Here is a 19,687-nt window from a genome sequence, read left to right on the forward strand (position 1 = left end):
AAACCACCGTGCAGGCAGCATACTATTAATAGAATGAAAAGCGCGCACGAACTCGCCGCCCGATTCATTTATCCAAGGGTACTTTGCAGCAAGAAAACATGCAATTGATAAATTTTACTGTCGCTCCCACGCCATATGGCGGCCGCGAAAGCAGTATCGGAAACAGGAGCAGGAATGCGACATTTGATTGGTGAAATCATATCGGAAACGGTGAAAACGGTGCACGCGGCTGACGCCGGGGACGACCCGCATCTGTGGCTGGAAGACATCACGTCGGCCGCCGCGCTCGACTGGGTGCGGGCGCGCAACGCCGTGTGCGAACGCGAGCTCGAAGGCAAGCCGGGCTTCGCGGCCTTGCGCGAGCGGCTTGCCACCATCCTCAACGACAAGGCGCGCATTCCCTGGGTCAGCGAGCATGCCGGCCATGTCTACAACTTCTGGCGCGACGCCATCCATGTGCGCGGGCTGTGGCGGCGCACCACCCTGGCCGACTACCGCGCCGACGCGCCCGCCTGGGACACGGTGCTCGACCTCGACCTGCTGGCCCGGGAGGAGCACGAAAACTGGGTCTGGGCCGGTGCCTCCTTCCTGCCGCCGGCCGGCGCGCGCTGCCTGGCGTTCCTGTCGCGCGGCGGCGGCGACGCCCATGTGGTGCGCGAATTCGACCTCGATACGCGCCAATTCGTGGCCGATGGCTTTGTCCTGCCTGAATCGAAATGCAGCGCGCGCTGGCTCGATTGCGGGCGCCTGGCGGTGGCCACCGATTTCGGTCCGGGCAGCATGACGGCATCGGGCTATCCGCGCATCGTCAAGGAATGGCGGCGCGGCACGCCGCTGGCCGCGGCCAGCACCCTGTTCGAGGCGCGCGAGGATGACTTGAGCGTGTCGGCATATAAGGTGTTCACGCCCGGCTTCGAGCACGAATTCGTGGAGCGCCAGATCGGTTTTTACAGCAGCGAACTATTCCTGCGCAGCGGCGCCGAGCTCATCCGCGTCGACAAGCCGGACGACGCCAATACCTACAGCGTGCGCGGCCAACTGGTCATCGAATTGCGCTCGGACTGGCAGGTGGGCGGGCGCACCTGGCCGCAAGGGGCGCTGGTGGCGGCCGATTTTGCCCGTTTCATGCAGGGGGAGCGCGATTTTGCCGTGTTGTTTGCCCCGGGCGCCACCAGTTCGCTCGACGCCGTGGCCATGACCGCCAGCGCCCTGCTGCTGACGGAGCTGGACAAGGTCAGGAACCGCGTCGTCGAGCTGCGCCATGTGCAAGGCCAGTGGCAGCGGCGCGAAGTGACGGCGCCGGAGTTTGGCGCGCTCGGCGTGAGCGCGCTCGATGCCGCCACCTCGGATGCGTATTTCCTGACCGTGAGCGACTTCTTGACGCCGACCAGCCTGTACCTTTGTCAGGTGGGCAGCGACCGGCGCCAGGCGCTCAAGGCGATGCCGGTGTTTTTTTCGGCCAAGCGCTACATCGTCAGGCAGTTCGAGGCCGCGTCGAAAGATGGCACGCGGGTGCCCTATTTCGTGGTCATGGACCGGAACACGCGCATGGATGGCAGTAATCCCACCGTGCTGTACGGGTATGGCGGCTTCGAGATCGCGATGAAGCCGTTTTACAGCGGCGTGACCGGGGAAGCCTGGCTGGCGCGCGGCGGCGTGTACGTGCTGGCGAATATTCGCGGCGGCGGCGAATTCGGGCCGCGCTGGCACCAGGCGGCGCTGAAGGACCAGCGCCAGCGCGCTTTCGATGATTTTATTGCCGTGGCACAGGATCTGATCGGGCGCAAGCTCAGCAGCCCGCGCCACCTGGGCATCATGGGCGGCAGCAACGGCGGCTTGCTGGTGGGGGCGGCCATGACGCAGCGGCCGGATTTGTTCAACGCGGTCGTGTGCCAGGTACCGCTGCTGGACATGCGGCGCTACCACAAGCTGCTGGCCGGGGCCTCGTGGATGGGCGAGTATGGCGACCCGGAGGTGGCGGCCGAGTGGGAGTATATCGCGCGCTATTCGCCGTATCACAATGTATTCAGGGACAAGCGCTATCCGCGCATGCTGCTGACCACCTCGACCCGCGACGACCGGGTGCACCCGGGGCATGCGCGCAAGATGGTGGCGCTGATGGAGGCGCAGGGGCATGATGTGCTGTATTGGGAAAACCTGGAGGGCGGACACGCCGGAGCGGCGAATAACGACCAGCAGGCGCAGATGTGGGCGCTGACGTATACGTTTTTACTGGAACAGTTGCGGTAGGGGTAAGGCCGGCCACCTTATCCGCCGCCGCCCTGCCGCGTCGTCGCGCCAGTGGCGGGACGACGCGGCAGGGCCAGAGACAACAGAATATGTCTCATTCATGCCAACACCATCCATCCTCCATATCGATTAGCGCAAACTTTCGCCTGAAACTTCCCCTCTCCCCGCGATTCCCGCCGCCGCGCCACGCCCTTTCCCCCTCCGCCGGCCCGCTTTCCACCCTCATTTCTGCCAGCTACCCCGGCCCGGCTGCCCGGTTTGTAATAGTTCGTCAAGCGAACTTATCGACCCGCCGATCAACCCGCAGCATGACTGGAATCATCACCATGGAACAGCTCGCCTCCCTCACTCCCCAGCTTTCCCCCGCCCAGCCGGCGCTGTTGCGAGAGTCCACCCCGCGCATCATCGGCGGCGGCATGTTCTGGAGTCCCGGCATCGGGCTCGGCGCGGGCATCATCCTGGAACTGTCGGCCGACATCGACAGCTTGTCGCAACGCATCGCCCAGCTGCCCGAGCGTGCCGGCGCCACCCGGCCGATGGTCAGCCACTACTTGTTCATGGTGAAAACCCTGGCCGCCGCCTGGGCCACGCGCAGCCGGCCCGCCCTCGATGCCGGGCTCGACGGCCTGCGCCACCTGGGCGAGAGCTTGCTGGCGCAAGACGCCCCGCCCCTGGCCACGGCGCTGCTGAACATGTTCCACGGCCGCCCCTCGGACGGTCCGGGCGCGGTGCGCCTGGTCGATGGCCTGGTACGGCGCCTGGCGGCCCCCAGCGCCGCCCTCGACGCCATCGACGCCGATGTCGGCAGCTATCTGGCGCAGATGGCGTGCGCCTCGGCCGACCTGGAAACGGATACGACGCTGGTCACCCAGCGCTTGCAGGCCGACCACGTGCACGCCTTCATCCTGGCGCAGCAAGTCAATACCTTGCAGGGAAAACTGGCCGAGGCGCGCGCGCGCCGCCACAGCCACTGGCTGCTCGGGCCGGAGGCCGACGAAGCGCGCCAGGACATCATTCTCCACAACGGCGCGCTCGAGAGCGTGATGCGCCAGCTCGACCATATCCGCAACGGCCAGAGCGCCATGATGGCCGAGGCGGCCTATCTGCAAGGCTTGCTGCCGACCCTGTCGGCCTATCTGAGCGGCATGGACCGGATCGGGGCCGGTATCCGCACGCTGGCGGCCGGCACGCGCGCCCTGCGCGCCGAACTCGACGACCTGAAGAACGTCCTGCTGGCGGGCCCCGCCGTCAGCAGCCAGGTCCATGCGCAGCTGCAGGCCGCCCTGCCGGCCTGGCGCACACTGACCGCGCGCATCGCCAGCTTCCCCCCGGCGCGGGCCGACTGAGGCCGGTGCCGGCCGCTCAGGACGCCAGGCGCGCCTCGAACATCGCTTCATAGGTGCCGGCAATGTCGATATACAGGGCCACGGCGCGCTCGACCCCGATCTGGACCGGATCGCCGAAGCGCGTGGTGAGCACCCCGGCACGGCGCAGCAGACGCTCGATGGCGGTGGTGGTGACCGTCACGTACTGGTCCAGCCCGGCGTGGTGGCCGTGGCTGATGATTTCCCCGATCGATTCCATGGTGATATCGGAAAAGCCAAAATGCTGGTTGCCATCAGTTTCGATGGCGAAACGCGACAATTCCCAGATACGGGCGTTTTGCGGGGCTTCCTGGCCATGCAGGAGCTGCGCAAACGAATCCTTGAGCATGTAAGGACCCTCGGTCGGCAACAGGCGCCAGCAGCCGCGCAGGGGCCCGCCGCCCGGCTCTCGGATCATCATGTAGAGCGGTTCGAGGGCGTCGTAGCCATCGATCTCCATGCCGCTCATGATGGGAACTTCCCAGCCTAGCCGGTCTTTGAAAACCTTGGCACGCAGTGTGTGCATCTCCCACAGATCGCGGGATTTAAAGTCGCGCCGTGCGGCGATTCGAATGTGCAGAGCCATGTTTGGTACCTCGCTTTATAAAAGTTATGCAACTTGCATGGAGAATCATGCAAAAAAGTCATTGACATAACTAGTAGAGTTGCTAGGTGGCTCGTAAGCACAGTGAATGGAATACTGCCCTTTTGTTTGCGAGGAAACGGTATGGCTCAGGATTTCAATTACCAGACGACGGCCGTGGCAGAACAGCGCGGCGAGATCGATCACGATAGCGGCACCGCACAGGCAGCAAGCATGGCCGGCACACCCCACAGCGAATTAAAACGCTTCAGGATCAGCAAGCGCGAAAGCCAGGAAAAGTTCTGGGGACGCTTCGGCGTGACCCAGTCCAGCGGCAGCCGCTTCGAAACCGGTCTGGGTATCCCGGCGCCGGTGGCGATTTTGGTCAAGCTGTATGTCAAGGGTAAGCTCAGCGATGGGGATCTTCCGGGCTGATAATGCCCAGACTGATCGCCTTCACCAGTGCCTGCTGCCGGGTGTTGACATTGAATTTCACGCGGATGTTTCCGATGTGAAAATTCACGGTCGCCTCGGAGCAGAGCACGATTTTCGAGATTTCCCATGACGATTTGCCAACCATCACCCAGTTGAGCACTTCGAGTTCGCGCTTGGTCAGGCGCGGGATGGGTTCGGCGCCCGGCTTGGGCGCGACAAATTTGAGCGAGGACTCGAAGGCGTAGTCGCGGATCAGCGAGAGCGATGGCATCAGCTGGCTGATGGTGCTGTCGAACTCGCCGTTGGGCGGGGCGTCGGAGGCGAAACTGACCACCCCGAATTCGCCGCTCGGCCCGTGGATGGGAAAGGTGATGCCGGAGCGGATGCCGTAGCCGCAGGCTTCCTCGTACATCTCGCGCTGCCCGGGCGCATGGAAGGTATCGGGTTCCCACACGATGGGAAGCGAGCTGGTCAGGCAATGGGAGACGGTCGGGTCGACGTAGTGCAGCTTGTCGGCGTCGTAGCGCGTGCGCCAGGCGGGCGCGTAATTGCTGTGCAAGAAAGCCGTTTCCAGCTTGACATGCTTGGAGCCGACGGCGCCGTACAGCACCTGGTCGAATCCCTGGTCATAGGCCAGCGAAAACAGGGCGGAACTCCATCCATTCTCCTGGTCGCTTTTTAACAGCGTCATCAGTTGTCCCATTTTCACCATTGCCGTCACTCCCTTTTGTTGCCTATTTTACACAAATATCGCGTAATGACACTAGCGGGTATGCTCGCGTCAACTATAAATACGCAAAATGTAACTGTTAGTTGGTATTTTAGGCCGCTCCGCTCTCCTGTAACGGACAAATTTCACCGGCAATTCGCTGTGGAAAGTAAACTAACAGTTACGTTGGCTTGACTTGCGGCGGGATGGCAAAGGCGTAGCGCAATCACAACATGGGACTGGGGCACAATGAATTGTGCGTCGTGGAAATTTATTTTCCGATAGTCTTTGGCAACTTTCTGTCGCCAGCTTAGCCGAAACGGGTAAGTTGCATGTCTTGCCAACGCAGGCGGCGCGCGCCGCCGGTGCTTGACTGGCGGGCGCACTGGTATACAGTTGCTGTTGCGTAGAAAACACTGTGATCGGCAGCCACCCAACCAGACCTACCCGCACCGTGCAGATCATTCCGAAAGTTTTACTTGTCAACGATGACGCAGCCAGCCTGCTGGCGCTCGAAAGCCTGCTGACCGGGGCCGCGCGCGAACAGCATTACGAACTGCTCACCGCCAGCTCCGGCCATGACGCGCTGCGCATGGAGCTGACCCACGACTTCGCGGTGATCCTGCTCGACGCCAACATGCCCGGCATGGATGGCTTCGAGACGGCCGAGGCCATCCATTCGCATCCGCGTTCGGGCGCGGTGCCGATCATTTTCATCACCGCCCACTACGACGACGAGCGCCACCGCCTGCAAGCCTACGGCAAGGGCGCGGCCGACTATCTGTTTACGCCAGTCATTCCGCAAGTGCTGCAAACCAAGGTGGCGGTGTTCGTCGACCTGACCCGCAAGAACCTGGAGCTGCAGGCCAAGACGCGCGAACTGTCGCTGCTCAACCAGGACCTGCGCGTGCAGCGCGTGCAAGACCTGGAACGCATCAACCGTGCGCTGGAACAGGAAGTGGCCGAGCGCAAGGTGGCCGAGGAACGCGCGCAGGCGCTGTCGATCCGCGACCCGCTGACCAAGCTGGTGAACCGGCGCTCGCTGATCGCCCAGCTCGAACACGCGGTGGCCACGGCCGACCGCCACCAGGGCGAATTCGCGCTGCTGTTCCTCGACCTGGACCGCTTCAAGCAGATCAACGATTCGCTCGGCCATGAAGTGGGCGACGAATTGCTGCGCCAGGTGGCGGCGCGCCTGCTGGCGGCGGTGCGCGTGTCGGACGTGGTGGCGCGCCTGGGCGGCGACGAATTCGTGGTGCTGCTCGAAGGCCGCAGCGCCGCCGCCAACGCGGCCCGGGTGGCGCACAAGATCGAACAGGCGCACACGCGCCCCTTCGAGATCAACGGCAAGCGCGTCGCCACCTCGACCAGCATCGGCATCGGCCTGTACCCGCAGGATGGCAACAGCGCCGCGCAACTGATGAAAAATGCCGACACCGCCATGTACCACGCCAAGCAGCACCGGCGCGGCAGCATCGAATTTTTCCGCGAAGAGCTCAACGCGCGCGAACGCGAACGCGCCCAATGGGTGGCCGAACTGCACGCGGCGCTCGAACGCAAGCAATTCGAACTGCTGTTCCAGCCGCGCGCCGCCCTGCCCGACGGCCCCGTATGCGCGGTCGAGGCGCTGCTGTACTGGCGCCATCCGCGCCACGGCCTGATTGCGGCGTCCAGCTTCCTGCCCGACGTGGCCGACCGCCTGCTGCTCGAACAGGTGTGCGAATGGATGCTGGGCGCCGCCTGCGCCGAGGCCGCACGCTGGCGCGCGCAGCCGCTGCCGCAAGTGGTCATGGCGGTCGACCTGGCGCTGCTGCAAATCCGTCCCGAACTGGCCGCGCGCGTGCTGGCGCATCTGCGCACCTGCAAGCTGGAGGCGGGCTGGCTGGAACTCGAAATCCCCGAACACCTGCTGCTCGACACGCGCGACAGCGCTGCCGCGCTGCGCCAGCTGAAAGCGGCCGGCGTGCGCCTGACGGTCGACGACTTCGGCAGCGCCGGCGCGGCCCTGTCCATGCTGCGCGAGCTGCCGCTCGACGCCATGAAGATCGACCGCGCTTTCGTGCACGCCATCGGCAGCGGCGGCGGCACCGACATGGCCGCCGCCATCGTCCACCTCGGGCGCGCGCTCGGCCTGCGCGTGCTGGCCCAGGGCGTGCACACCGAAGAACAGCTATCCGTGCTGCATACGCTCGGCTGCGACGAATTCCAGGGCGAACTACTGAGCCCTCCCCTGCACGCGCCGGCCATGCTGGCGCTGCTGCGCGACCAATGCAAGACCGACCCGACAACGAGCCCGAATCCGCATCGGGCCGCTCTTTCAACTCCCAAAAAACGAGGACAAAGCCGATGAACAACATGACCGACATGGCCGAGGAACTGGACATCAAGCTCCTGCTATCGACCCTGATGGCGCTCAAAAAAGGCGACTTCACGGCGCGCATGCCATCCGACTGGAGCGGCATTTCGGGCAAGATCGCCGACACCCTGAACGAGATCATCGAGACCAAGGAAAAGATGGTGCAGGCGGTCACCGACGTCTCGCGCGTGGTGGGCCGCGAAGGCCGCCTGACCCAGCGCGCCTCGGTCCCGAACGTGGTGGGCGGCTGGGCCACCATCATCAGCTCCGTCAACACCCTGATCGACGACCTGGTGCGCCCGACCACGGAAATGGCGCGCGTCATCGGCGCGGTGGCCAAGGGCGACCTGTCGCAGACCATGGCGCTGGAGGTGGACGGCCATCCGCTCAAGGGCCAGTACCTGCGCGCGGCCACCACCGCCAACACGATGGTCGAGCAGCTGTCCTCGTTTTCATCGGAAGTCACGCGCGTGGCGCGCGAAGTCGGTACCGAGGGCAAGCTGGGCGGCCAGGCCCAGGTGAAAGGCGTGGCCGGCACCTGGAAGGACTTGACCGACTCGGTCAACTCGATGGCGGGCAACCTGACCTCGCAGGTGCGTAACATCGCCGAGGTGACCACGGCGGTGGCGAACGGCGACTTGTCCAAGAAAATCACGGTGGACGTGCGCGGCGAAATCCTGCAGCTGAAGGACACCATCAACGTCATGGTGGACCAATTGCGCTCCTTCGCGTCAGAAGTGACACGGGTGGCGCGCGAAGTGGGTACCGAAGGAAAGCTGGGTGGCCAGGCGTACGTGCCTGGGGTGGGCGGCACCTGGAAGGACTTGACCGATAACGTGAACTTCATGGCGTCCAACCTCACCGGCCAGGTGAGGAACATCGCGGCGGTGACTACCGCCGTGGCGAACGGCGACTTGTCCAAGAAGATCACGGTGGACGTCAAGGGAGAAATTCTCGAACTGAAAAACACGATTAACGTGATGGTGGACCAATTGTCTTCCTTCGCATCGGAAGTGACGCGCGTGGCGCGCGAAGTCGGTACCGAAGGAAAGCTGGGCGGCCAGGCGCAGGTGAAAGGCGTGGCCGGTACCTGGAAGGACTTGACCGACTCGGTCAACTCGATGGCGGGTAACCTCACCGGCCAGGTACGCAACATCGCGGACGTGACGACGGCGGTGGCGAACGGCGACCTGTCCAAGAAAATCACGGTGGACGTCAAGGGCGAGATCCTGGAACTGAAAAACACCATCAACGTGATGGTCGACCAATTGAACTCTTTTGCGTCGGAAGTGACGCGCGTGGCGCGCGAGGTCGGTACCGAAGGCAAGCTCGGTGGCCAGGCCAACGTGCCCGGCGTGGCAGGTACCTGGAAAGACTTGACCGACGGCGTGAACTCGATGGCGGGTAACCTCACGGGCCAGGTGCGCAACATCGCCGACGTGACCACCGCGGTGGCCAACGGCGACCTGTCCAAGAAAATCACGGTGGACGTCAAGGGCGAAATCCTGGAGCTCAAAAACACGATTAACGTGATGGTCGACCAATTGTCTTCCTTCGCGTCGGAAGTGACACGCGTGGCGCGCGAGGTCGGCACCGAGGGTAAGCTGGGCGGCCAGGCTTACGTGCCGGGCGTGGGCGGCACCTGGAAGGACTTGACCGATAACGTGAACTTCATGGCGTCGAACCTGACGGGCCAGGTGCGTAACATCGCGGCGGTGACCACCGCCGTGGCGCGCGGCGACCTGTCCAAGAAGATCACGGTGGACGTCAAGGGCGAGATCCTGGAACTGAAAGACACCATCAACGTGATGGTCGATCAATTGTCCTCGTTCGCCTCGGAAGTGACGCGGGTGGCGCGCGAAGTGGGTACCGAAGGCAAGCTGGGCGGCCAGGCCAATGTGTCCGGCGTGGCCGGTACGTGGAAGGATTTGACCGAAAACGTCAACCAGCTGGCGGCCAACCTGACCAACCAGGTACGCGCGATTGCCGAGGTGGCGACCGCCGTGACGCGCGGCGACTTGTCGCGTTCGATCCAGGTGGAAGCGCGCGGCGAGGTGTCCTACCTCAAGGACAACATCAACGAGATGATCCGCAACCTGAAAGAGACGACGCAGAAGAATGCGCAGCAGGATTGGCTCAAGACCAACCTGGCGCGCTTTACGCGCCTGCTGCAAGGCCAGCGCGATTTGCAGGCCGTGACGAAACTGATCCTGTCCGAACTGGCGCCGCTGGTATCGGCCCACCACGGCGTGTTCTACATGATGGACTCGCAGGAACTCGACGCGCGCCTGCGCATGATCGCCAGCTACGGCTACCGTTCCAGCCGCAAGCTGGCCACCTCCTTCCTCCCGGGCGAAGGCCTGGTCGGCCAGTGCGCGCTGGAGAAAAGCCGCATCTGGCTGACCGACGTGCCGCGCGATTACATCGTGGTGTCGTCGGGCCTGGGGGCGGCGCCGCCGACCAATATCGTGGTGCTGCCGATCCTGTTCGAGCAGCAGGTCAAGGCGGTGATCGAAATCGCGTCGCTCGACCGCTTCACCGAAACCCACCTCTCCTTCCTCGACCAGTTGATGGAATCGATCGGGGTGGTGCTCAACACGATCGAAGCGAACAGCCGCACCGAGTCGCTGCTGACGCAGTCGCAGTCGCTGGCGCAGGAACTGCAGCAAACCAACCAGGAACTGGCCGAAAAGGCGCGCCTGCTGTCCGAACAGAACATCGAGGTAGAACGCAAGAACCGCGAGGTGGAACAGGCCAAGCTGGCGCTGGAAGAAAAAGCGACCCAGCTGGCGCTGTCGTCGAAGTACAAATCCGAGTTCCTCGCGAATATGTCGCACGAACTGCGCACCCCGCTCAACTCCCTGCTCATCCTGGCGCAGCAGCTGTCGGATAACCCTGAGGGCAACCTCTCGGGAAAGCAAGTCGAGTTCGCAAAGACGATCCACGGTTCCGGATCGGACTTGCTGACTCTGATTAATGACATTCTCGACCTGTCCAAGATCGAATCCGGAACCGTGACACTCGACGTGTCGGAATACCGCTTCTCGAACTTGCGTAACTACGTCGACCGCACCTTCCGCCACATGGCCGAAGCCAAGCACCTGGGCTTCACGGTGCTGCTGGCGGACGCCCTGCCGACCGCCGTGATGACCGACACCACGCGCTTGCAGCAGGTGCTGAAAAACCTGCTGTCGAACGCCTTCAAGTTCACCAGCCACGGCGAAGTCGCCCTCGAAATTTCGCTGGTGACGAGCGGCTGGACCAGCGACCACCCGAACCTGGTGCATGCCGATGCGGTGCTGGCGTTCTCGGTGCGTGACACCGGCGTCGGTATCGCGGCCGACAAGCTGCAGCTGATCTTCGAAGCGTTCCAGCAGGCCGACGGCTCCACCGCCCGCAAGTACGGCGGCACCGGCCTTGGCCTGTCGATTTCGCGCGAACTGGCGCGCCTGCTGGGCGGCGAGATCCGGGTCGAATCGGTGGTCAACGCCGGTTCCACCTTTACCCTGTTCCTGCCTTACAACCGGGCCGGCTTCATCAACTACGACCAGGCGCGCCAGCCGCAGCCTGCGCGCCTGGCGCCGCCGCCATCGACCGTGGTGTATGCCAGCACCGTCACGCCGTACGACAGCGGCACCATCCACGCCGATCCGGCCGCGTCGCAAGCGCATCTGGTCGAATACGCCTCGGTGCTGGACGACCGCGGCCTGATCGCCCCGGGCGACCCATCGGTCCTGATCATCGAGGACGACGAGCGCTTCGCCAAGGAAGTGATGGAGTTCGCGCGCGAGAAGAACTTCAAGGCGATCGTCACGCACCAGGGCGATTCGGCGCTGTCGCTGGCACGCGACTACCTGCCGTCGGCCATCATGCTCGACCTCGACCTGCCCGACATCGACGGCTTCACGGTGCTCGACCGCCTGAAACGCGATCCGAGCACGCGCCACATTCCGGTGCATGTGATGTCCACCCTGCGCGAGCGCGAACGGGCGCTGCGCCAGGGCGCCATTTCGTACATCGGCAAGCCGGTCGAACGCGAAGCGCTGCAGGAAGAATTCACGCGTATCCAGAAGTTCCTGCTGGGCGGCAAACGCAGCCTGCTGGTGGTCGATGACGAAAAAATGCAGCGCGACTCGATCGTCGCGCTGATCGGCGACGCCGACCTGCGCATCGTGGCCGTGGAAACCGGCGCGGGGGCGCTGGAAGCGCTGCGCGGCTCGCATTTCGACTGCATGGTGCTGGACCTGACCCTGCCCGACATCAGCGGCTTCGATCTGCTCGACGTGATCGGCAAGGACCCTGCCCTGCGCGACCTGCCGATCGTGATCTACACCGCCAAGGAATTAAGCCGCAAGGAAGTGACCAAGCTCAAACGCTATGCCAAGACCATCGTCATCAAGGATGCGCGTTCGCCCGAGCGCCTGCTGGACGAAACCGCCTTGTTCCTGCACCGCTCGCACGCCTCGCTGCCGGAACTGCAGCGCCGCATGCTGGAAGAAATCCACGCGGCCGATGGCGGCCTGGCCGGGCGCAAGGTATTGATCGTCGACGATGACCTGCGCAACATCTTCGCCCTGTCGTCGCTGCTGGAGCGCCAGCAGATGCAGGTATCGTTCGCCGAAAATGGCCGCGACGGCATTGAGGTGCTGGAAAAAGACCCGGCCATCGAGATCGTCCTGATGGACATCATGATGCCGGAGATGGACGGCTACGACACCATGCGCGCAATCCGGCGCATACCGAAGTTCAAGTCGCTGCCGATCATCACGCTGACCGCCAAGGCGATGAAGGGCGACCGCGACAAATGCATCGCCGCCGGTGCCTCGGACTACATCACCAAGCCGGTCGACGTGGCCCAGCTGCTGTCGCTGATGCGGGTGTGGCTGCATTGAACGGGCCAGCCAGGCACGGCGGCGCGCTGGCCACCGACGAGCTGGAAATCGACCTGCTGCTGGAGGGCGTCGTCCAGCGCTACGGCTTCGACTTCCGCGCCTACGACCGGCCCGGCCTGAAACGCCGGCTGCTGGCCTTGATGGAAGAGCGCGATCTGGCCACGGTATCGCTGCTGCAGGACCGCGTGCTGCACGATGCAACGGCCGCCGCCGCCCTGCTACGCGCGCTGAGCGTGCGGCCGGCCTTGTTGTTCGACGATCCGGAACAGGCGCGCCAGACACGCGAGGTGCTGGGCGGCTGCCTGCGCGCGTCGGCGCTGCCCAGAGTGTGGCTGGCCGAGTGCGCGCATGCGGAGGAAGCGTGGTCGCTGGCGATTTTATTGGCCGAGCAGCAGATGCATCACCGCACCGAGATCTTCGCCACCGTCGCCAACGAGGAATTGCTGGCCGAAGCGCGCGAGGCCAGCATCTCGATGGAACGCATGCAGCAGTATCAGGAAAACTACCTGAAAAGCGGCGGCACGACCAACCTGGCCGACTATTTCGAGGTGCGCGGCAAGCGCGCGGTGCTGCTGCCGGCGCTACGCAGCCGCATCACGTGGGCGCAGTACAACCTGGTGACGGATGCGTCGTTCAACGAGTTCCAGCTGATTGTATGCCGGCGCGCGCTGGCCGATTTCGGTCCGGTCCTGCGCCAGCGCGCCCTGCGCCTGTTCCACGACAGCCTGGCGCTGTTCGGCGTGCTGGGAATCGACCGTGAACTGGCGCCCGGCGACACGCTGGCGGCCAGCTACCAGCCGGTGTTTGCGCACCAGCCGTGGTACAAGCGCGTCGCCTAGCGCGTCGCCTAGCGCATCGCCTAGCGCGTCGCCTAGCGCATCGCCTAGCGCATCGCCTAGCGCGTCGCCTAGCGCGTCGCTTGACACACCCGCAGGGCGGCTTAGTCGATATTCAGGCGCGCTTCGTCGTCGCGCTCGATCAGGCAGTCAATGACTCCATCGATCTGATCCGACATCAGTGCATCGAGACTCATGGTGCCTGTCAATTTCCCTTTGAGCATGGCCTTCACTTGCGGCGCCATCTTGTTCCAGTCGTCCTGGTCGTACGTGACGCTGCCGAAGCGCCCTTCACGGTCGAAGAACAGGTGCGTGTATCTGTTTTCGCTATTCTTTACATGGCCGAAGATGAAGAAATTCGCATCGAGAAAAGCCAGCTCGGCGTCCGTGAAGTATGCGCCGAACTCCCAGCGGTCGCCCCACAGCCTGATAATCATGTCAACCAGGCCGCCAAACAGGATCATGCTCCAGTGGTGCGCAGGGTAGAGCCGCAGCGAGCCTGATTGCTCCGGGTCCTGTACCTCGACGCTGCCCTGTTCGAGATACAGCGCACGCAAGGCGGCGGGCAGCTTGCAAGCCCACTTTTGCTCGCGCGCGTCAAGATCGGCCGGCGTGACCGGCTTGCATTCAAGCGTGAAATGAGCATCGCACAAGGGACTGTCTTGCGCCACGCGCAGCTGGTGGGCTAGCGCGCGGAAGCGCTCCAATGCCGCCTGCCAGGTTTCACCGGCCGCGCCGATGCGCAGCCGTTCGACAGGATGCGAGGCCTTGAAGGCCAGGTAGGCAGGGTCCGCAAGATACGCGACCAGCGCGGCATCGTCGATACGCACGTCGTGGACTTTACCGGCCTTGTACTCCAGCTGGTACACGCTGGCGAAGAAGCCCTCGCGGTAGCGTTGCGGCGCGCTTTGGTATGCGCGCAGATAAATGGAGGCGCGTTGCTGGTATCTGTCGACGAAGGGATCGTCGTGCTCGGCGTCGCTCGCCACCAGCCGGAAGCAGCGCTCGATCGACTCCACGGCGGCATCGACATCGCCGCGCCTCGCCGCGAGCACGGCGAGACTGGTCAAGGCGGTGCGCACATTGGCGAGCGTGATGCGTTCTTCATCGTCCAGGTCATCCTGGTCGACGGGAAAACGCTCCAGGACGGCTTCGCAGGTCGCAGTCATGTCGCCGGGCAGGTCGAGCTTGTCGAGGCTCGCGAGTCGAAGCTGGAAATAGGCGCTCCAGGTGGCATCTTCGTCGTCAAGCGCATCATCGTCGGACAGTTCTTCGAGAATGGGCAGTGCCGCATCGGCAAACGCAAGGCAGGCGGCGTACTCTTTCTTGCGCAACTGGACGCCCGCTTTGCGCAATAGAGCGGTCATGTTCGTCATCGTATTTTTCATCGTCTGTTTTCTCGATTCGTCGTGCTATTTGGAGGAAACGGGCGCAGGTATCACAAACCACGCAGGGTTCCGGTGAATCTGGCGCAGTCGCATTCGTGCAATACTGCGCTTCCCCGCTCATGAAACCTGATTGGTGCCTGGCAGCTTTCGCAGACCAGCGCATTGGTCCCGGTCCGGTGATATTCTTCGAGTGCGCGCATGAACAGATTCACGTCGTCCTGATTGACCTTCCTTGTCATAGTCCTGATTTACTTTTTTTGTCATCGTTTACCTGACGCGTTCTACTTCAGGGGGAGGTCGACATATAGAGATAGAGCGGTTTACAACTTCAACGGCCGCCCACATACCAACGGCGCGGCGCGAACAATGTATGTCCCGACGCTCGAGTAAAGGTAATCCCTTCATTGCTCTCGGTAACAATGCTTCGCTGGAGATAGCGCGAAATATCTTCATCAAAGTTATATAGAGACAGGTCGCTGGAGTGCCCGTACGGCGAGTTTTTCAAGCTGATGAGTATTTGATATCGCGGCTGCATGCTGAAAAAACCTACCTCGGTTCCTGTTTCCAGTATCGAAACGGTATATCCGCTTTTCAGCGCCGGCAAACTAGCGACGGGTTGCGTCTGGCTGACCGAAAACCAGAAAGCAATCGCGCCGACAAGCAGGCCGGCGAGCAGGGAGAACAGGGACAGCAGGAATGGACGTGTCATCATGTCGTGGCGAGAGCGGGCTATTTATCAAAGGCCGCGGCGCAATACCGCCCGGGGACGCCCTGGCAGTAAGTGATCTAACGCGCCGCCGACGGCCGTTCGGCGATGCGGTCGCGCCAGGCCTGCAGGTTGGCCATGCCTTCGGCGCCCGGCTTGAACTTCATCAGCCCGCGCGCGAATTCGAGCGCGCACCAGGCGGTGATATCGGCCACCGTGAAGCGCTCGCCTGCCACGAACGGGCGGTTCGCCAGTTCGCCGTCGAGCCAGCGCGCATGCTCGCGCATCTTCTCGCCCTGCGAGGCGCCGAACTCGGGGAACTGCGGCTGCTCCAGCATGGCCAGCCCCGGGTGCGTATGGCGCACGCAGTTGGCGATACCCAGTAGCAGATGGAGCTCCACGCGGCGGTCGGCCATCTCGATAAAGGCGCGCTCCTCGAAGCCCTCGCCCATCAGGTTCGGCTCGGGATGCAGGCCTTCCAGATAGGTGCAGATGGCGCGCGTTTCGGTCAGCACGCGGCCGTCGTCGAGTTCCAGCGCGGGCACGCGCGCCAATGGATTCTTGGCGACGAAGCGCTCGCTCTTGTGTTCATTGGTGGCCAGGTCGATCATCACCGGTTCGATTCCGGTGATGCCTTTTTCGGCGATGAACATGGTCACGCGGCGCGGATTGGGTGCGAAATTGCTGATGTAGAGTTTCATGACATCCTTGCAGGGGGTTAGTTGTTGCGCGACTGGCCGGTTTCGAGCATGGTGCGCGCGGCGGCCGAGAATCTGGCCGCTTCCTCGTCGCTCGCGCTGGTCAGGTCGCGCGGCGATGGCGGCATCTGCAAGCCCTTTTCCACCGCGGGACGGGCTCGGATGGCGTCGATCCAGCGTTTCAGGTGCGGCAGTTCCTCGATCGATACGCCCGACCACTTGTGCGTGCGCACCCAGGCCCAGTTGGCGATATCGGCAATCGAGTAGTCGCCGGCCAAAAATTCATGATCGCGCAGACGGCCGTCGAGCACGCGGAACAGGCGCCGGCTCTCGCCCTGGTAGCGGTCGATCGCGGGCTGGATTTTTTCGGGGAAGTAGCGGTAAAACACGTTCGCTTGCCCCATCATCGGACCGATGCCGCCCATCTGGAACATCAGCCACTGCATCACCTGCGAGCGGCCCTTGGCGTCAAGCGGCATCAGCTGGCCCGTCTTTTCCGCCAGGTAGACCAGGATGGCGCCCGACTCGAACACCGCGAAGTTATCTTCGGCGCGGTCGACAATCGCCGGAATGCGCCCGTTCGGATTGATCGCGAGGAACCAGTCTTCCTTTTGCTGGTTCTGGTGCAGGTCGAGCGCGTGCAGGGTGTACGGCAAGGCCAGTTCTTCGAGCGCGATGGAGACTTTGTGGCCGTTCGGCGTGGGCGCCGAATAGAGGTCGATCATGGCATTCCTTTTCGGGTAGATGACGAAAGAGCAAGGCGCATCATAGCGTCAATTTGGCGTGCCCGCACGCGCTGTGCCACAATCGCCGGATGACCCGCCACCGCCCCCTTCCCGCCCTGCTGCGTGCCCAGCTTTATCAACATCTCGCGGCGATGGAAAAGGCCGGCCTGCCGCCCGACCGGGCGTATGCGCTGCTCGATCTCGGCGCGGCGGGACGCGAACGCGTGGCCGCATTTCGCAAGCTGGCGGCACGCCGCAACGATCCCGCCAGCGCCGGCCTGGCCAGCGGCCTGTTCACCGTGTTCGAGGCGCGCCTGGTGCGCGCCGCGCTGGCCGCCGGCAGCCCGCTGGCGACGTTTCAAAGGCTGGCCGATTTTCACGCCACCAGGGCGCAGCAACTGGCCACGCTGCGCTCGCGCATGGTGCTGCCGGTCGCGATCCTGGCCATCGCCCTGTTCGTGCAGCCGCTGCCGGCGCTGGTGAGCGGTACGCTGACGGCGGGCGGCTACCTGTGGCGGGCGCTGGCGCCGCTGCTGGTGCTGGGCGGCGCGGCGCTGCTGGCGGCGCGTGCCTTGGCCTGGTTCGGCTCCGGCAGCGAGTCGCCCGCGCGCACCGGCATCGAAGGCGCCCTGCTGGCGCTGCCGGTGTTCGGCCCGATGCACCTGCGCCGCAATATGCGCGATTTTGTCGACAGCCTCGCCCTGCTGCTGGAGGCCGGCCTGCCGCTGTTCGATGCCCTGCCCGAGGCCCTGGCCACGGTCGACAACCGCATCGTGCGCGCCGACCTGGCGGCCATGGAGCCGGCGCTCGCATCGGGGGCCACTCTGGCGCAGGCCATCGCCGCACTGCGCCTGGCCGACACCGGCCAGCTGCACGCGCTGGTGCTGACGGGCGAACAAAGCGGCACCCTGCCCGCCATGCTGCGCCGGCACGCCGCCAGCGAGACCGAATCGATCAACCGCTTCCAGCTCGATCTGATGGCCTGGCTGCCGCGCCTGTTCTACGCACTGGTGGCACTGTGGATGGCGGTGCAGATCCTTGGCAGTTCGCTGAGCGCGGCAGTACCATCCTGAACCGCGCCCTGAGCCGTTCCGTGCCACAATCGGTCCCATGAAACCAATCCGAACTTACCTGCCGCTGCTGGTCCTCGTCGCCGGCTGCGCCAGCACGCCCACGCCACCGCCGGCGCCCACGCCGGCCGACGCCACCTTCTCCTGGTACCAGGAAGCGGCGCGCACGCAGCAGGTGCTGCGCATCGATACCGCCAGGTCGCTCATTACCGTCACCGTGCGGCGCGGGGGCACGTTCTCGCGCCTGGGGCACGACCACGTGGTCGCCAGCCGCAGCATCGAAGGCTTCGTCGCGCCCGACGCCGGCCGCGCCGACTTCCGCTTCCGGCTGGACCAGATGACGGTCGACGAAACCGCCTTGCGCAGCAAGGCGGGCCTGGACACCCAGCCCGACGCCGACGCCATCGCCGGCACGCGCACCAATATGCTCACGCGCGTGCTGGAGGCGGAGCGCTTTCCGCTGGTGACCCTGCATGCCGAACGCGCCGCCGGCAAGGGCGACACGCTGCAACTGACGGTCGAGCTGCATGGCGTGTCGCGCACGGTGGAGGTGCCGACCACCATCGAGCGCAGCAAGGATGGCGTGAGCGCGAGCGGCACGCTGACGCTGCGCCAGAGCGATTTCGGCATCACGCCGATGTCGGTGATGGGCGGCGCCCTGACGGTGCAGGATCCCATGGAGCTGGCATTTCGCATCGTGGCGGCAGCGCCGCCGCCGTGACGGTCAAAAATTCATGACCACCGGATTGGCCGGGTCGGCGCTCCATTCGTACCAGCCGCCGTCGAAGACGCTGATGCGTTCCCAGCCCATCAGCCACGCATAAAAGAAGGCCAGCGAGGCGCGCCAGCCGGTGCCGCAGTAAAAGGCGTTGTGGCGGCCGGGATGGATGCCGCCCAGGCGCCACCGGGCGGCGATGGCGTCGCCATCGAGCATGCGCCCGTCCGCGTGCTGGAAATGGCTCATGCTGTTCACGTCGCCCTCGCGCCCGGCCCTGCCCCACAGCGCGCCGGGAATCTCGCCACGCGCCGCGATGTAGCTGTAGCCCGAGGTGGCGCCCGTGAATTCGCGCCAGGTGCGGATGCTGACCAGGGCCGCATCGCTGCGCGCCAGCAACTGCCGGGCCTGGGCCATGCCGGTCACATAGTCGGGGCGGCCGGGAAACGGGGCGCCGAAGCTGTGCGCGGCCACCGGTACGCGGCCGGGACCGGCGACGGCCGGCAGGCCGGCCGCGCACCAGCCGGCGAAGCCGCCGTCCAGCACGCCCGCGTACAGCATCAAATGTGCCGCGCGCGCCGCCGCCAGCGGATTGCGTCCGTAGACGATGACGGTGCTGTCGTGGCCGATGCCGTGGGCCAGCAGCAGGTGCAGCAGGACGGCATCGCCGACTTTATTGAACAGGGGCGGCGCTTCCAGCAAGCGGGTGTCGAGCCAGGCGGCGCCGTCGATATGGGCCGCCTCGAAAGCGGCAGCCCCGGCGCAGCCCACTTCCAGCAGGCGCACGGCGCCGTTGCGCGCGAGCGGCGCCAGCTCGCCCGGCGCGAGCAGCTGGCGCGCGCGCACCAGGTCCTTGCGGGCGGCGCCAGGGGGCAGGCAGGTGGGCGGACGGGCATTCACGGCGGACTTTTAGAGGGAACAAACCGGCTATTTTAAAGGGTCGGCCGGAATGCGCGCCGG

General features: G+C 64.4%; 15 protein-coding genes. 8 read left to right on the forward strand and 7 right to left on the reverse strand.

All coding sequences use genetic code 11. The features are described from left to right. Positions 1–174 precede the first annotated feature (174 nt). Both PO883_RS12515 and PO883_RS12520 read left to right on the forward strand, forming a co-directional pair. The gene (locus PO883_RS12515) at positions 175–2,250 is read left to right on the forward strand and encodes a prolyl oligopeptidase family protein (RefSeq protein ID WP_289310059.1); all 2,076 of its coding nucleotides are present in this window, start codon (positions 175–177) and stop codon (positions 2,248–2,250) included. Between the two features lie 308 nt (positions 2,251–2,558). Next, a complete protein-coding gene (locus PO883_RS12520; protein WP_289310060.1) occupies positions 2,559–3,596 on the forward strand; it encodes a hypothetical protein in 1,038 nt (345 codons plus the stop codon). Positions 3,597–3,612: 16 nt separating this feature from the next. On the opposite strand, the gene PO883_RS12525 is transcribed toward PO883_RS12520, so the two are convergent. After that, the gene (locus PO883_RS12525) at positions 3,613–4,200 is read right to left on the reverse strand and encodes an acyl-homoserine-lactone synthase (protein ID WP_289310061.1); all 588 of its coding nucleotides are present in this window, start codon (positions 4,198–4,200) and stop codon (positions 3,613–3,615) included. Between the two features lie 141 nt (positions 4,201–4,341). Here PO883_RS12525 and PO883_RS12530 point away from each other — a divergent pair, with 141 nt between their 5' ends. Then, positions 4,342–4,632: a helix-turn-helix transcriptional regulator gene (locus PO883_RS12530; RefSeq protein ID WP_229423451.1), complete on the forward strand. Its 291-nt coding sequence runs from the start codon at positions 4,342–4,344 to the stop codon at positions 4,630–4,632. On the opposite strand, the gene PO883_RS12535 is transcribed toward PO883_RS12530, so the two are convergent. Beyond that, positions 4,607–5,323, reverse strand: coding sequence for a LuxR family transcriptional regulator (locus PO883_RS12535; RefSeq protein ID WP_063896168.1), 717 nt, complete (start codon positions 5,321–5,323; stop codon positions 4,607–4,609). The genes PO883_RS12530 and PO883_RS12535 overlap by 26 nt on opposite strands. A gap of 436 nt (positions 5,324–5,759) precedes the next feature. Here PO883_RS12535 and PO883_RS12540 point away from each other — a divergent pair, with 436 nt between their 5' ends. The 3 genes from PO883_RS12540 to PO883_RS12550 are packed head-to-tail and all read left to right on the forward strand — an operon-like array spanning position 5,760 to position 13,428. Further along, the gene (locus tag PO883_RS12540) at positions 5,760–7,691 is read left to right on the forward strand and encodes a diguanylate cyclase domain-containing protein (protein ID WP_289310062.1); all 1,932 of its coding nucleotides are present in this window, start codon (positions 5,760–5,762) and stop codon (positions 7,689–7,691) included. Beyond that, positions 7,688–12,589 (forward strand): HAMP domain-containing protein, encoded by a 4,902-nt coding sequence (locus tag PO883_RS12545; RefSeq protein ID WP_289310063.1) that lies wholly within the window; start codon positions 7,688–7,690, stop codon positions 12,587–12,589. The genes PO883_RS12540 and PO883_RS12545 overlap by 4 nt, the downstream gene beginning before the upstream one ends. Beyond that, entirely contained in the window at positions 12,577–13,428 is an 852-nt protein-coding gene (locus PO883_RS12550) for a CheR family methyltransferase (protein ID WP_289310064.1), read from the forward strand. The genes PO883_RS12545 and PO883_RS12550 overlap by 13 nt, the downstream gene beginning before the upstream one ends. Before the next feature lie 101 nt (positions 13,429–13,529). On the opposite strand, the gene PO883_RS12555 is transcribed toward PO883_RS12550, so the two are convergent. The 4 genes from PO883_RS12555 to PO883_RS12570 form a co-directional block, all read right to left on the reverse strand. Beyond that, positions 13,530–14,801 carry an SMI1/KNR4 family protein gene (locus PO883_RS12555; protein ID WP_289310065.1) on the reverse strand — a complete coding sequence of 424 codons (1,272 nt, stop codon included), beginning with the start codon at positions 14,799–14,801 and terminating at the stop codon, positions 13,530–13,532. A 340-nt stretch (positions 14,802–15,141) separates the two neighbouring features. Continuing rightward, positions 15,142–15,525, reverse strand: a complete 384-nt coding sequence (locus tag PO883_RS12560; protein ID WP_289310066.1) for a hypothetical protein — start codon at positions 15,523–15,525, stop codon at positions 15,142–15,144. A 74-nt stretch (positions 15,526–15,599) separates the two neighbouring features. Then, complete coding sequence (locus PO883_RS12565) at positions 15,600–16,220, reverse strand: glutathione S-transferase family protein (protein WP_289310067.1); 621 nt, start codon at positions 16,218–16,220, stop codon at positions 15,600–15,602. A gap of 17 nt (positions 16,221–16,237) precedes the next feature. Next, positions 16,238–16,942, reverse strand: coding sequence for a glutathione S-transferase family protein (locus PO883_RS12570; RefSeq protein ID WP_289310068.1), 705 nt, complete (start codon positions 16,940–16,942; stop codon positions 16,238–16,240). Between the two features lie 89 nt (positions 16,943–17,031). Here PO883_RS12570 and PO883_RS12575 point away from each other — a divergent pair, with 89 nt between their 5' ends. Both PO883_RS12575 and PO883_RS12580 read left to right on the forward strand, forming a co-directional pair. Beyond that, the gene (locus tag PO883_RS12575) at positions 17,032–18,015 is read left to right on the forward strand and encodes a type II secretion system F family protein (RefSeq protein ID WP_167086200.1); all 984 of its coding nucleotides are present in this window, start codon (positions 17,032–17,034) and stop codon (positions 18,013–18,015) included. A gap of 37 nt (positions 18,016–18,052) precedes the next feature. Next, complete coding sequence (locus PO883_RS12580; protein WP_289310069.1) at positions 18,053–18,733, forward strand: YceI family protein; 681 nt, start codon at positions 18,053–18,055, stop codon at positions 18,731–18,733. 3 nt (positions 18,734–18,736) lie between these two features. Here the strand turns inward: PO883_RS12580 and PO883_RS12585 are convergent, their stop codons facing one another. Next, positions 18,737–19,627 (reverse strand): rhodanese-like domain-containing protein, encoded by an 891-nt coding sequence (locus tag PO883_RS12585; protein ID WP_289310070.1) that lies wholly within the window; start codon positions 19,625–19,627, stop codon positions 18,737–18,739. Positions 19,628–19,687 lie beyond the last annotated feature (60 nt).

This window comes from Massilia sp. DJPM01 (assembly GCF_030348125.1).
In the GTDB taxonomy this organism is placed as follows: domain Bacteria; phylum Pseudomonadota; class Gammaproteobacteria; order Burkholderiales; family Burkholderiaceae_D; genus Telluria_A; species Telluria_A frigida.

What these genes read in the sequence shown, in the direction of transcription:
- PO883_RS12515 (WP_289310059.1), top strand. Translation starts at nt 175, where the DNA reads ATGCGACATTTGATTGGTGAAATCATATCGGAAACGGTGAAAACGGTG.
- PO883_RS12520 (WP_289310060.1), top strand. Translation starts at nt 2,559, where the DNA reads ATGACTGGAATCATCACCATGGAACAGCTCGCCTCCCTCACTCCCCAG.
- PO883_RS12525 (WP_289310061.1), bottom strand. Translation starts at nt 4,200, where the DNA reads ATGGCTCTGCACATTCGAATCGCCGCACGGCGCGACTTTAAATCCCGC.
- PO883_RS12530 (WP_229423451.1), top strand. Translation starts at nt 4,342, where the DNA reads ATGGCTCAGGATTTCAATTACCAGACGACGGCCGTGGCAGAACAGCGC.
- PO883_RS12535 (WP_063896168.1), bottom strand. Translation starts at nt 5,323, where the DNA reads ATGACGCTGTTAAAAAGCGACCAGGAGAATGGATGGAGTTCCGCCCTG.
- PO883_RS12545 (WP_289310063.1), top strand. Translation starts at nt 7,688, where the DNA reads ATGAACAACATGACCGACATGGCCGAGGAACTGGACATCAAGCTCCTG.
- PO883_RS12555 (WP_289310065.1), bottom strand. Translation starts at nt 14,801, where the DNA reads ATGACGAACATGACCGCTCTATTGCGCAAAGCGGGCGTCCAGTTGCGC.
- PO883_RS12560 (WP_289310066.1), bottom strand. Translation starts at nt 15,525, where the DNA reads ATGATGACACGTCCATTCCTGCTGTCCCTGTTCTCCCTGCTCGCCGGC.
- PO883_RS12565 (WP_289310067.1), bottom strand. Translation starts at nt 16,220, where the DNA reads ATGAAACTCTACATCAGCAATTTCGCACCCAATCCGCGCCGCGTGACC.
- PO883_RS12570 (WP_289310068.1), bottom strand. Translation starts at nt 16,942, where the DNA reads ATGATCGACCTCTATTCGGCGCCCACGCCGAACGGCCACAAAGTCTCC.
- PO883_RS12575 (WP_167086200.1), top strand. Translation starts at nt 17,032, where the DNA reads ATGACCCGCCACCGCCCCCTTCCCGCCCTGCTGCGTGCCCAGCTTTAT.
- PO883_RS12580 (WP_289310069.1), top strand. Translation starts at nt 18,053, where the DNA reads ATGAAACCAATCCGAACTTACCTGCCGCTGCTGGTCCTCGTCGCCGGC.